The organism is Nocardiopsis oceani (assembly GCF_054777395.1).
In genome coordinates this window covers 107,048-119,615 of record NZ_BAAHAR010000025.1, presented here as the reverse complement: position 1 = coordinate 119,615, position 12,568 = coordinate 107,048, and the positions used below count along the sequence as shown (strand labels likewise).

The following is a 12,568-nucleotide window of genomic DNA, read 5'->3' as shown; positions in this document are numbered from 1 at the left end:
GCGAAGCGGGTCAAGGTGGAGCGCCAATGACGCGCGAAGCGCTCGATGGCGACGACCTTGACGCGCGCAGCGGAGACGGCCACCATCAAGCGGCAGGAAACGGGGCAACCCGCACCCGCAGGGAACCACCCTCACCCAACAACAAACCCCAGCCCACGCGGACTCCCCACGCGGACTCCCCACGCGGACTCCCCGCGCGGACTCCCCCACCCGCGCGGAAAGCGGCACACCCCAAGGGCTGGGTAACCAAACCCCCTTTGCCACCAGGCTCAAAGACAACGGTGTTGGGGCCCGCTCCCGGTGGCCAGGGGGTCATCCCTCCTCAAAACACGACGAAGGCGGCCCTGCTCGCGCGTGATCGCGCTCGCAGGGCCGCCTCCGACAACTCGGGGCTCGGGGGCGCCCCCCGAAAACAGGAACGGACCGCGGCTAGGAGGACGAAGTCCTCCGAGCAGCGGTCCGTATCTCGTGGAGGTGGCGGGAATCGAACCCGCGTCCTTCAGCACCGCATCAGGGCTTCTCCGGGTGCAGTCTGTGGTGCCGTTCTACTCGGCCCCAGCGCTTGCACAGACACATCGCTGACAGGCCCAGCCACGAAGATGTCCCGCTCAGGCCCCGTGGCCTGATCCGAGCGGTAAGTCATCTAAATGGTGCCGGATCCCGAGCCGATGACGAGCCCGGACCGACAGAGTCACAATCGCTTAGGCAGCGAGAGCGAACTCAGTGCGCTTTTCATTGGCACTTGAATTTATGCGAATGCAGGATTTACGAGGTCACAAACGCAACCCTCGACCCGCTTCCCCTGAAACGACTACCGAAGTCGAAACCGATCACCCCCTGTGAAGTTGTCAAGACCACCTGTCACCCGTGGGTTCCGGGCGGCCGACATGTGAGTGAACGAGCACTCACGTGTCCGTCACTCTACCTGTTGAACAGTGTGAGGACCAAGCTGATTCCCGGCTGGCGGGAAAGTCCTTGGACAGGGAGAAACCCCCGTGAGGCGGACTCAAGAGATGGTCTACGCAACCCACGGGGGCGGTCGGCAGGGTCGGGCCGACCTTCGGAACCGGCAGGGCCTCCCCCGAGATGAGGTCCTGCCTCATCACACTGGTCCGCTACCCCCTGTTGCGGTCCCAGTTATAGGGAGAGACGCCGCCGGAGCACCCGGGGGTTGCTCCGGCGGCCACAATTTTTTTGGGGGCCGTGAGTCTTAGGTACCGCTCAGGTCGCCCTCGTCGTTCAGGGCTCCGTCGCCGAGCGGGTCGCCTTCACCGAGGGGCGCGTCCTCCGGAACGTCGGCCGGGGAGTCCATCGGGGTCATCGGGTCCTCCGCCGGGTTCTGCCCGTCGGCTGCCTCCCCGTTCTCCATTCCGTTGAGGAAGCCCATCGCGGCGGTGACGGCGTACTGCTGCCACATGGTCGCCTCGGGGTCGACTTCGGCGAGTACCGCGAAGGCGATGTCGTCCTGGTAGCCGACGAACCAGTGCAGGGCGGTGTCGCCCTGTTCGGTGCGGGCGGCCTGGCCGTGGACGTCTTCCTCGCCGATGTCGACCTCGGGGATCCGTTCGACCACTGCCTCGCGCAGCCCTTCCCGAATCACGTCCAGGTGCGCCTCGTCGATGTCGTTCCCACCGGCCGGGGAGGGCCCTTCCTCACGGACGAGGGTGGGTTCGCTCCAAGAACCGTCGGCGACGGCCCCCGCCGCGAGTGCCATGGCGAGCGGGCTCACCTCGACACCGTCCTCCCCGATCATCGCGGAGGCCAGCTCTTCCTCGCTATCGCCGAAATCGAGGGTGCCGGAGGAGACGGGAAGCGGGAGCTGCCAGTCAGTGCCCAGGCCGAGGTGTGTGGAGACCTCGGTGAGGGACTCGGCCCCGACCTCGGAGCCGATCTCGACGAAGCCCACGTTGCACATGTAGGCCAGGTTCCGAACCAGGTCGGGTTCACCGGCCAGGAAGCCCCCGGTGGGGTTGGTGAAGACCCGGTCGCCGATCTCGGACTGGTAGCCGCAAGGCATCTCGCTGCCCGGACTCACCGCGCCCGACTCCAGGGCGGCAAGGCCCGACACCATGGAGAAGGCGCCACCAGGCGCGTAGGAGCCGGTGAAGGCGCCGTCGTCGGAGGTGCTGCCGGAAGCGTTGGCCGCGGCCATGATCTCGCCGCTGGACGTGTCGACGGCGACGACGTACCCGTCGCCGGGCATGCCGTCCACCGCGCTCTCGGCGGCGTTCTGCACCCCCAGGTCGAGGGTGGTCTGGACACCGGCGCTGCGGACGCCGTCCCAGGACTCGAGGATGTCGGTCTGTTCTCCGTCCTCGCCGAGGGACACGACCTGCGTGGTCGCCGTTCCGGCGAGCTCGTGCTGGAAGATGCTCTGCAAGCCGCTCAGGCCGACCGTGTCCCCTGCCTGGTACGCGCCCGGCACACGGGAAGAGACGCGGTGCTCCACGGTGCCCGCGACCTCGCCGAGGACGAAGGGCGCCACGCTTGGCGAAAGGTTGATCTCGACCTCCTCCGTGTCGACGCCGGAGATCTGACCGGCCTCACGCAGGAGAGCGGCGTCCACACCGCTGTCGCGCATCAGCACGAGGGGCTGGAACTGCTCGGGCGGGGCGGACCGTACACGGTCGAGCAGCGGTTCGGGGTCCTCGTCGAGGAGCTCCGCGAGCTCGGTGACGCCCTCTTCCTTGTCCTCCATGTCGGCGGGCAGCACACCGAAAGCGGTGACACTGTCCGAGTCCACGAGAGGCTCGCCCGACCGGTCGAGGATCTGGCCGCGGTCCCCGATCTCGTAGCTGACCGCAAGGCGCTCCCCCTCGCCGAGGTCCGGGTGGATGACGCTCGGCGACCAGCTGACCTGCCAGCCCTCGGGGCTGTCCTCCAAGGACATCTGGCCGGTGTAGTTCCACATCGGGTCGCCGATACCCAGGTCCGCGGTGACGTCGAACTCGGCCGTCGCCGTGTCGCCCTCGGCCGCGATCGGCCCGAGCTCGAAGCGCACCGAGGCGAGGTCGAGCTGGTCGTGGATGTCGGCGAGGGCCTGCTCCACCTCTTCCGGGTCACCCGTGGTGAAGCGGGCGGCCTCGGCGTGGTTCCCGTCCTGCCAGGCGAGCAGGAAGGACCTGACGGCCACCTCAGGACTGGGGTGGGTCGTACACGCCACGAGGGTCAGGGCGACGATCAGGCCACTGCTGGCGGCCGCGATCCTGCGACCGAGGGGACGGGGGGACACCTTGTGTGTTCCTTTCAGGCGCCTCAACTGAAGACAGCTAACGGCGGCGGCGAAGCGCACGTTCCATATCACGCTTGGCTTCACGTTCGGCGATGGCATGGCGCTTGTCGTACTCACGCTTACCGCGAGCCAGAGCGATCTCGACCTTGGCCCGCCCGTCGCTGAAGTACAGCGACAGCGGGACCAGTGTGCGGCCGGGCTCACGGGTCTTACCGATCAGCCGGGAGATCTGCTCGCGGTGCAGGAGTAGCTTACGTGATCTGCGGGCCGAGTGGTTGGTCCAGGTGCCTTGTGAGTACTCGGGGATGTGCACGCCCTCGAGCCACACCTCACTGTCGTGGATGTGCGCGAAGCCGTCCACGAGGGAGGCCCGTCCCTCGCGGAGGGACTTGACCTCGGTACCGGTCAGGACCAGTCCCGCCTCATAGGTCTCATCGAGGTGGTAGTCGTGCCGGGCCCGCCGGTTCTGGGCGATCAGCTTGCGCCCGGTTTCCTTGGCCTTGGCCACGCTTGGAATCCCTTCATGCGTCCGGGGGGCCACGGTGTGGCCCCCCGGCACCCGGCTCCCGCCCGTGTGTCCGGCGGTGGACCCGTCAGACCTTCAGGTAACGGCGCAGGGTGAGGAACGAGGTCACGGTGCACAGGAGCACACCGAGGATCATCGAAACACCGATGACGTACAACAGGGCGCCTGGGCCCAGTGCCACGTCGAACTGGAACCATTCCTCGATCTGGGTGAGCAGCGTGAACCTGGTGGCCACGATGAACCCGGAGGCGATCAGACCGCCGATGAAACCGGCGATCGCACCTTCGAGGAGGAAGGGCAACTGGATGTAGAAGTTCGACGCGCCGACCAGGCGCATGATGCCGGTCTCCCGGCGGCGGCTGTAGGCCGAAAGCCGGATGGTGTTGCCGATCAGCAGCGCGGCTGCGGCCAACTGGACACCGGCGACCACCAGAGCGGCCCACTTGAGACCGTCGAGCAGCCCGAAGAACTGTTCGAGCACGCTTTGGTCGTTGGAGACGGAATCGACACCGTCGGCTCCGTCGACGGCCGCGCGCACGGTGTCGTAGTGGTCGGGGTCGGTGAGCTGCACCCGGTAGTTGTCCGGGATGTCACCTTCCTGCGTGGCCTCCGCGAGCGCCTCGTTTGAGGAGCCGTAGCGCTCCTGGAAGTCCTGCCAGGCCTCGGCCTCGGTGAGGTAGCGGTGGCTCTCCACCTCCGGAAGCGAGTCCAGCTGGTCTTCGAGTGCCTCTCGGTCCGGTTCCTCGGCCGCACCGTTCTCCTGGCAGGCCGCGGTCGGCGAGATCTCGTTGCACATGTAGACGGTCAGCGTGATCCGCTGGTCAAAGTAGTTGCGCATCTCGGACACCTGCTGGTTGACCAGCAGACCGGCACCGAACAAGGCGAGAGAGATGGCCACCGTCGTGATAACGGCGATGGTCATCGTCAAATTGCGACGCAGGCCGATCCACGTCTCGGAGAGAACGAATTGTGCTCGCATGATCTGTTAAAGGTCCATCCTTCGGGGCTTCGCCGTGCCGGCGTCGGGCGGTCGCCGACCGACCGCCCGGCGACGAGCGTGCCAGAGGTCAGTACGCCTGGCCGTAGACGCCACGCATCTGGTCTCGCACTACCAAACCCTCTTCAAGCTCGATCACGCGCTTGCGCATCGAGTCGACGATGGCTGCATCGTGGGTCGCCATGACGACGGTGGTTCCCGTGCGGTTGATTCGGTCCAGGACCTTCATGATGCCGATGGAAGTCGCCGGGTCGATGTTTCCGGTGGGCTCGTCCGCCAGCAGGATCTGCGGGCGGTTGACGAAGGCTCGCGCGATGGCCACGCGCTGCTGTTCACCACCGGAGAGCTCGTGTGGCATCCGTCCGGCCTTGCCCTCGAGGCCGACGAGCTCGACGACCTCCGGCACGACCTTCTTGATGAAGCGCCGGGGCTTACCGATGACTTCCAGAGCGAAGGCGACGTTCTCGAAGACGTTCTTGTTCGGCAGCAGGCGGAAGTCCTGGAAGACACAGCCGATGCGGCGGCGCAGGTGCGGAACCTTCCAGTTGGACAGGCGCGCGAGGTCCTTGCCCGCGACGTGCACGCGCCCCTTGTCGGGCTTCTCTTCCTTCAGCACCAGGCGCAGGAAGGTCGACTTACCCGATCCGGACGGACCGACCAGGAAGACGAACTCGCTCTTGTCCACGTCGATGGAAACACCGTCGAGCGCGGGGCGCTTCTGGGTCAGGTACTGCTTGGTGACGTTATCGAAGTGGATCACAGGCGCATCACAAGGCTCTCGAAGGTATGGGCACCCGGCGGAGTGAGCTCCGCTCGGGATCGTACCGGCCGCATGGCCACCGATAGTTTAGAGGGGGCAGCGGCCCGGATTGTCCAGGTCCTGTCACACCCGAGAGATCTGTTGAGATCAGAGCACTATCGGACAACAAGCCACGAGCATATCGGAGGTGTCAACCGATGATAACGTTCACATATCGCAGTTTCGGTAAAACTGTGGAGTCGTGGTCGTCACCTTTGGGAAACATGCTCACCCTCCGCGTGGCTCCGCTCGCCCCGGGTGCGGTCACCCACCCGGGCGTGTCCCCGCCGTAGCGACGGGGACACACCGGGTCAGTTCGCCTCGTTCTTCTCCCGACTGCGCATCCACCGGATCTCCGCGTCGATGAAGGAGTCGATCTCGCCGTCGAGGACGCCCGAGGTGTTGCCGGTCTCCGCCCCGGTGCGCACGTCCTTGACGCTCTGGTACGGGTGCAGGACGTAGTTGCGCATCTGGGTCCCCCAGCTGCTCACCGACTCACCGCGGATCTCGTCCAGCGCCGCCTGCTCCTCCTGCTGCTTGCGGTAGAGGAGCTTGGCCTGCAGCATCGACATGGCTGTCGCCTTGTTCTGGAGCTGCGACCGCTCGTTCTGGCAGGAGACCACGATGCCGGTAGGCGCGTGGGTGATCCGCACCGCGGAGTCCGTGGTGTTGACGCCCTGCCCGCCGGGACCGCTGGAACGGTACACGTCCACTCTCAGCTCGGACTCGTCGATCTCGATGTGGTCGCTCTGCTCCACCATCGGCACGACGTCCACTCCCGCGAACGAGGTCTGCCGCCGGTTCTGGTTGTCGAAGGGTGAGATGCGCACCAGGCGGTGCGTGCCGTGCTCACCCCGCAGGGTCCCGTAGGCGAAGGTCGACTTGACCGCGAACGAGGTGGACTTGATGCCCGCCTCCTCCGCGTAGGAGGTCTCGTAGATCTCCGTCGGGTACCCGTGCCGCTCCGCCCAGCGCAGGTACATGCGCTGGAGCATCTGTGCCCAGTCGGCGGCATCGATGCCCCCGGCCTGGGAGTTGATGGTGACGATGGCCTCGCGCTCGTCGTGCGGGCCGTTGAGGAGCGTACGCACCTCCAGTTCGCCGATGTCCGCGCGCAGCTGCTCGAGCTCACGGTCCGCCTCGGCCCGGGTGTCGGAGTCGTCCTCGGCTTGGGCGAGCTCGTAGAGCACCCCGAGGTCCTCGAGACGCTGCGTGATACCTGCGACCTTGTTGACCATGGACTCCAGGCTGGAGAGCTGGCGCGTCACCTTCTGCGCGTTGGCCTGGTCGGACCACAAGTCGGGGTCCGCGGCCTGCTCGCGCAGCTCAGCGATCTGGGTCTGCATCGCCTCCAGGTCCAACACGGCAGTCACACTCGCCAGGGTCGCCGCGAGTTCCTTGATCTTCTCTGCTGGGTCCATTTCTGCCACGGAACCCAGTGTAGGACCCAAGGGAAGGCCGGGCCCCATCCGCGGCGCCGCCGAACCGCCCGGGAACCTCCCGGCGCCTACGACTTTCGGCGTACCCGCCGTCCCGTTCCGGGTACCCGCGGCGTATGGGTGCGCGCTCCCCCGGTCCGTAGCTTCGGAAATGCCGGAGGAGAACGGCCTCCGGAAGCGAAGAGGAGGATCGGATGACGTTCGCACGGATGACGTTCACGGGCACCGCCGCCGCCCTGCTGATCGCCGCCACCGCGGCCTGTTCCGCGGACGAGGCGGGTGGCGTGCCCACCACCGGGGGTTCGGGCCAGGACTCAGAGAGCATCAACACCGAGGCGCAGATGGAGGAGTACGACGACTGCATGCGGGAGCACGGCGTCGAGATGCCCGCCGACGGCACGCCGCCTGAGGACCTCGACGTCGACGGCGAGACGGTGATCTCGGCCATGGAGGCCTGCGAGGACATCCTCGAAGGCGTGGACCTCGAATTCGACGAGGAGACCGTCGAGGAGCTCCGGGTCTGGGCCGAGTGCATGCGCGACGAGGGCATCGACATGCCCGACCCCGGCCCGGACGGGGAGCTGGACCTGGAGGGCATCGACGTCACCGGCGACGAGTACGCGGAGGCCGACGCGGCCTGCTGACCGTCCTGAGAACACGAGCGGAGGGGGTCCTGTATGGCTGAGGACATCCGGGACGGGGCACGCGGGCGGCGTTCGCGACGGCGGGTCACCCGTGTGGCCTGGGCGGCCGGGGCCGCGGCGGTCGCACTGGGGCTGGCCGCCACCGCCTCGGTCGCGCTGACCGGCGAGGACGAGGACGGGCTCGCCGCGGTCCCGGCCACGGCCGAGGTGGTGCGCACGACCCTGGTCGAGCGCGAGGTGCTGGACGGTGCGCTGGACTACGAGCCCGCCCGCACCGTCACCGGCGTGGGCACGGGCACCCTGACCTGGCTCCCCGAGGAGGGTGACCTCCTCTCGCGCGGGGAGGCCGTCTACCGCGCGGACGAGCGGCCCCGGGTCCTGCTGTACGGGGAGACGCCCTTCCACAGGGAGATCGGTGCGGGCGACCTGGGCCGGGACGTTCGGGTCCTCGAGGAGAACCTGGCCGAACTGGGCTACTCGGGCTTCACGCCGGACGACCGCTACACGTGGGCGACGTCGCAGGCCGTCCGCTCCTGGCAGCGGGACACGGGCGTGGCGCAAACCGGCCGGGTGGGACCGGATGACGTGCTGGTGCTTCCGGGCCCCGCCCGGGTCGGTGAGGTGGTCGCGGACCCGGGCGGCCAAGACGGCGCCGAGGTCCTGGAGCTCACCGCCACTGAGCGGAACGTCACCGTGGACCTGGAGGCGGACCGCCGCCACCTGGTCGAGGAAGGCGGCGCCGTGACGGTGGAACTGCCCGACGGGGACCGGGTGGACGCCGAGGTGGCGGAGGTGGGCGCGTCGGTGTCGCCCCCCGAGGACGGTGACGGGCTGGACGGCGCCACCGTCCGGCTGGTCATCGTGCTGTCCGAGGACGCAGAGGAAGGGCTGGACGAACACCTGGTCGCGCCGGTGGAGGTAGCGGCTGAGGTCGGTCGGGCCGAGGACGTGCTGGCCGTTCCGGTGGAGGCCCTGGTGGCCCTGCGCGAAGGCGGCCACGGCCTTCAGGCGGTGGGCGCGGAGGGGGCCACTGAGTACGTGGAGGTGGAGGCCGGCCTGTTCGCGGACGGGTTGGCGGAGGTGTCGGGCGGCGGGGTCGTCGAGGGAATGAGCGTGGGGGTGCCCGAATGACAGCGCGGACGAGTGCCCGCGAGACCGCGGGGGCGGGTGTCATCTCCCTGGAGTCCGTGGCCAAGGTCCACCCCGGAGGCGTACACGCGGTGCGCGACGTCAGCCTGGAGGTCGGCCGAGGCGAGCTCTTGGGCATCGTCGGGGCCTCGGGCTCGGGCAAGTCCACCTTGCTGCACTTGATGGGCGCACTGGACCGGCCGTCCTCCGGGACGGTCCGGTTCGAGGGCCGCGACGTAGCGCTCCTGCGGGACCGGGAGCTGTCCGCGCTGCGCGCCGCACGCATCGGTTTCGTGTTCCAGCGTTTCCACCTCGCGACCGGGGTGCGCCCTGGACGCGGTGGCGGACGGTGCCCTGTACGCGGGGATACCGCACCGGGAGCGCAGGGAGCGGGCCGCGGCCGCACTGGAGAGGGTCGGGCTGGGGCACCGGGTCGGCCACCGCCCGCACGAGATGTCCGGCGGTGAACGGCAGCGGGTGGCCGTGGCGCGGGCGGTGGTCGGGGACCCCGCGGTGCTGCTGGCGGACGAGCCCACCGGCAACCTCGACTCCGCTTCCGGGGGCGAGGTCCTGTCGCTGCTCACCGAACTCCACTCCTCAGGTACCACCGTCGTGATCATCACGCACGACCACGCCGTGGCTGCCGCCCTCCCCCGACGGGTGGAGGTCGTGGACGGCAGGGTCACGGCCGGCCCCGGGACGGTGGCGGCGTGAGCCGGGAGCGCCGGGTCGGCACCGCCGACCTGTTCAGGGTCGGCGCGGCCGGGTTGTTCGCCCGCCCCACCAGGGTGGTGCTCTCCGCGCTCGGCGTGGCGATCGGCATCGCCGCGATGGTCGCCGTGGTGGGCATCTCCGAGTCCAGCCGGGCGGAACTCAACCAGCGAATCGACGCCCTGGGCACCAACCTGCTGCGGGCGGGCCCCGCCGAGGACCTGATCGGCGAGCGTTCGGTCCTGCCGGAGGCGGCGCCGGCGATGATCGGCAGGGTCCCGCCGGTGGAGTCCACCGCGTCGGTCGGCTTGGTCGACACCAGCGTCTACCGCAGCGACCGGGTCCCGGAGGAGCGGACCGGGGGGATCGCTGTGCTCGCCGCCGACCCGGAGCTGCCGGGCCGCGTCGGGCTGGAGCTGGCCGCCGGTACTTGGTTGGACCCGGTCTCCGCAGAACTGCCAACGGTCGTCCTGGGCTCGCGGGCCGCGGAGCGGCTGGGAGTGGGCGCCGACGGGATCGGCCAGCAGGTGTGGCTCGGCGACCGGTGGTTCACCGTCGCCGGGGTCCTCGAACCCACACTGCTCGCGCCGAAGTTGGAGACCGCGGCATTGGTGGGGTGGCCGGTCGCCGAGAGGCTCCTGGGATCCCGGGGTGAGGTGACCACCGTCTACGCGCGGGTGGCCCCGGAGGAGGTGGAGGAGGTACGCGAGGTGCTGGCGGCCACCGCGAACCCGGAGCGGCCGGGTGCGGTGGAGGTCTCCCGTCCTTCCGAAGCTTTGGCGGCGCAGCGGGCCGCGGACAGCACCCTGACCACCATGCTTCTGGCCCTGGGCGGAGTCTCGCTGCTGGTCGGCGGGGTCGGGGTGGCCAACACGATGGTGATCTCGGTGTTGGAGCGGCGCCAGGAGGTGGGTCTGAGGCGGGCTCTCGGGGCCAGCCGCGCGGACATCCGGGCCCAGTTCCTCATCGAGTCCCTGGTCCTCGCTCTGTTGGGCGGGGTCGTCGGTAGCCTGCTCGGTGCCGGTGTGACCGCGGGCTACGCGCTGAGCCAGGGGTGGGCGCCGGCACTGCCGCTCTGGGCGGTGGGCGCGGGTGTGGGCGCGACCGTGGTGATCGGGGCGGTGGCGGGCCTCTACCCCGCGGTGCGGGCCTCCCGCCTCTCCCCCACCGAAGCGCTGGCGACCGGCTGATGACGGAAGGAATGAGGGTGGGCACGATTCTGCTTCCGGCCCTGCTGTTCCTCGCGGGACTGCCCCTGCTGTGGTTCAACTACTGGTTCGACCCGGTGCCCCTGGCCCTGCATACCGTTCTGTGCGCGGTACTGCTTCCGCGCCACCGGTTTCCGGTGGGGGTGTTCGTGGCGGCAGCGGCGCTGGCCGCCGCAACACCGTTCCTGAGCGGGGCCCACGTGCTCGGCGAGCTCGGGATGTTCGCCGCCTACTACCGGGTTCTGGTGCACCGGCCGCTCGCCTGGGGTCTGGGCGCTTCGGTCTCGGTGGTGGGGGTGATCGCCCTACTCACCCTGCGGCCGCTCGGGGACGTGCCCGGGGCTCTCACTCAGGGGTTGGACCCGGATTCCGCCCTGTTCGTGGAGGTCCTGCTCCGCCTCCTCACGTCACTGGCCATGGTGGTGACCGCGCTGGTCACCGGGGTGGTCGCCCTGGTGGTGCGGGACCGGCGGAACGCCGTCGCCGCCGCGCTGGCCGAGACCGAGCGGCTGCGGGTCGAGCGCGACCAGCGCGCCCGGTTGGCCAGGGAGGCGGAGCGGACCCGTATCGCCCGCGACCTCCACGACGTGGTCGGGCACAGCCTGGGCGTCATGGTGTCCCTCAGTGACGGTGCCGCACGGTTGGTGGGAAGCCAACCGGAGCGGGCCGGGGAGGCCATGGGGACGGTGGCCGAGACCGGACGGACCGCGCTGGCCGAGGTCCGGGACGTACTCGGACTGCTGCGGGACGGCCGGGGCCAGCCGCCGCATGTCCAGGACGTGGCGGATCTGGTCGAACGCTTCCGTTCCACCGGCACGGACGTGGACTTGGTGTGCGAACGTGAGCTCAGTCGGCTTCCGGAGCACGTGCGCCTGTGCGTGTACCGGGTGGTCCAGGAGGCGCTGACCAACGTGGGTCGGCACGCCGGAACAGGAACCGGGGCGAGGGTTCTGATTGGGGATGAACCGCTGGTGGCGGACGGCGGAGAGCTGGTCGTGGTGACGGTGACCGACGACGGCACGGGGCGACCGGCGGAGCGGGGCGCCGGCCTGACCGGGCTCGCCGAACGGGTGGCGCTGCAGGGTGGAACGCTCAGCGCCGGCCCTCGAGACGGGGGCGGATGGGCTGTGCGCGCCCGGATCCCGGTGCGGCGCCCGGCCGCGGAGGTGGTTCTGCCGTGAGGCACTCGGTACTGCTGGTGGACGACCAGCCGTTGCAGCGGACCGGACTGCGGATGATCCTCGAGGCCGAGAGCGACCTCGAAGTCGTCGGCGAGGCCGGGGACGGTGAGTCCGCGGTCCGGCAGACAGAGGCGCTTCGGCCGGACGTGGTCCTCATGGACGTGCGCATGCCGGGCACGGACGGGATAGAGGCGACCGCGCGGATCGTCGCCGCCCGGCCCGACGTGCGGGTCCTCATCCTCACCATGTTCGACCTGGACGAGTACGCGCACCCCGCGCTGCGGGCCGGGGCCAGCGGGTTCCTCCTCAAGGACACGCGGCCCGAGGAGCTGGTGGCCGGGATCCGCGCGGTCCTGGCAGGCGGCGCGATCGTCGCCCCCACGCTCACCCGCCGGTTGCTCGACATCGTCACACCCCAGCTGGCCGCCCCGGATCCCGCCGCAGAGGAAGGGGTCCGAGAGCGGCTGGCCCTGCTCACCTGCCGCGAGCGGGAGGTACTCGTGGAGGTCGCCCACGGGCACTCCAACGCCGATATCGCCCGGCGTCTGCTCATGGCCGAGGCCACGGTGAAGACCCATGTGGGCCGGTTGCTGGCCAAGCTCGGGCTCCGAGGGCGCGTACAGGCGGTGATCTTCGCCTACGACGCGCGCTTGGTCGTCCCCGGCGGGTAAGGCCCTGCGGGAACGAGGTCGGGGCGCACGGA

12 protein-coding genes and 1 other RNA gene are annotated in these 12,568 nt (G+C 69.4%); 7 read left to right on the top strand and 6 right to left on the bottom strand.

The window, feature by feature from the left end; genetic code table 11:
- Positions 1 to 466: 466 nt before the first annotated feature.
- The 6 genes from ssrA to prfB all read right to left on the bottom strand — a co-directional run bounded on the left by ssrA (position 467) and on the right by prfB (position 6,975).
- Positions 467 to 838, bottom strand: a transfer-messenger RNA (tmRNA) gene (gene ssrA, locus ACYVDG_RS16615).
- Between the two features lie 372 nt (positions 839 to 1,210).
- A complete protein-coding gene (locus ACYVDG_RS16610) occupies positions 1,211 to 3,232 on the bottom strand; it encodes a penicillin-binding transpeptidase domain-containing protein (RefSeq protein ID WP_460752827.1) in 2,022 nt (673 codons plus the stop codon).
- A 37-nt stretch (positions 3,233 to 3,269) separates the two neighbouring features.
- Positions 3,270 to 3,740 carry an SsrA-binding protein SmpB gene (smpB, locus tag ACYVDG_RS16605; protein WP_460752825.1) on the bottom strand — a complete coding sequence of 157 codons (471 nt, stop codon included), beginning with the start codon at positions 3,738 to 3,740 and terminating at the stop codon, positions 3,270 to 3,272.
- Between the two features lie 85 nt (positions 3,741 to 3,825).
- Positions 3,826 to 4,737, bottom strand: a complete 912-nt coding sequence (ftsX, locus tag ACYVDG_RS16600) for a permease-like cell division protein FtsX (protein ID WP_460752822.1) — start codon at positions 4,735 to 4,737, stop codon at positions 3,826 to 3,828.
- An 88-nt stretch (positions 4,738 to 4,825) separates the two neighbouring features.
- Positions 4,826 to 5,515: a cell division ATP-binding protein FtsE gene (ftsE, locus tag ACYVDG_RS16595; RefSeq protein ID WP_460752819.1), complete on the bottom strand. Its 690-nt coding sequence runs from the start codon at positions 5,513 to 5,515 to the stop codon at positions 4,826 to 4,828.
- Between the two features lie 350 nt (positions 5,516 to 5,865).
- Positions 5,866 to 6,975 (bottom strand): peptide chain release factor 2, encoded by a 1,110-nt coding sequence (gene prfB, locus ACYVDG_RS16590; RefSeq protein ID WP_460752845.1) that lies wholly within the window; start codon positions 6,973 to 6,975, stop codon positions 5,866 to 5,868.
- Positions 6,976 to 7,187: 212 nt separating this feature from the next.
- Between prfB and ACYVDG_RS16585 the strand changes: the two genes are divergently transcribed.
- From ACYVDG_RS16585 to ACYVDG_RS16555, 7 genes are read left to right on the top strand one after another with little or no spacing between them, the layout of a single operon-like run.
- Positions 7,188 to 7,637, top strand: coding sequence for a hypothetical protein (locus ACYVDG_RS16585; RefSeq protein ID WP_460752815.1), 450 nt, complete (start codon positions 7,188 to 7,190; stop codon positions 7,635 to 7,637).
- Positions 7,638 to 7,670: 33 nt separating this feature from the next.
- Positions 7,671 to 8,768: a peptidoglycan-binding protein gene (locus tag ACYVDG_RS16580; protein WP_460752812.1), complete on the top strand. Its 1,098-nt coding sequence runs from the start codon at positions 7,671 to 7,673 to the stop codon at positions 8,766 to 8,768.
- Positions 8,765 to 9,232: an ATP-binding cassette domain-containing protein gene (locus tag ACYVDG_RS16575; protein WP_460752807.1), complete on the top strand. Its 468-nt coding sequence runs from the start codon at positions 8,765 to 8,767 to the stop codon at positions 9,230 to 9,232. The genes ACYVDG_RS16580 and ACYVDG_RS16575 overlap by 4 nt, the downstream gene beginning before the upstream one ends.
- On the top strand, positions 9,120 to 9,479 hold the full coding sequence (locus ACYVDG_RS16570; RefSeq protein ID WP_460752840.1) for an ATP-binding cassette domain-containing protein: 360 nt from the start codon (positions 9,120 to 9,122) through the stop codon (positions 9,477 to 9,479). The genes ACYVDG_RS16575 and ACYVDG_RS16570 overlap by 113 nt, the downstream gene beginning before the upstream one ends.
- Positions 9,476 to 10,666, top strand: coding sequence for an ABC transporter permease (locus ACYVDG_RS16565; RefSeq protein ID WP_460752803.1), 1,191 nt, complete (start codon positions 9,476 to 9,478; stop codon positions 10,664 to 10,666). The genes ACYVDG_RS16570 and ACYVDG_RS16565 overlap by 4 nt, the downstream gene beginning before the upstream one ends.
- A 17-nt stretch (positions 10,667 to 10,683) precedes the next feature.
- On the top strand, positions 10,684 to 11,865 hold the full coding sequence (locus ACYVDG_RS16560; RefSeq protein WP_460752799.1) for a sensor histidine kinase: 1,182 nt from the start codon (positions 10,684 to 10,686) through the stop codon (positions 11,863 to 11,865).
- A gap of 53 nt (positions 11,866 to 11,918) precedes the next feature.
- Complete coding sequence (locus tag ACYVDG_RS16555; RefSeq protein WP_460752837.1) at positions 11,919 to 12,536, top strand: response regulator; 618 nt, start codon at positions 11,919 to 11,921, stop codon at positions 12,534 to 12,536.
- The last annotated feature ends 32 nt before the right edge of the window (positions 12,537 to 12,568 follow it).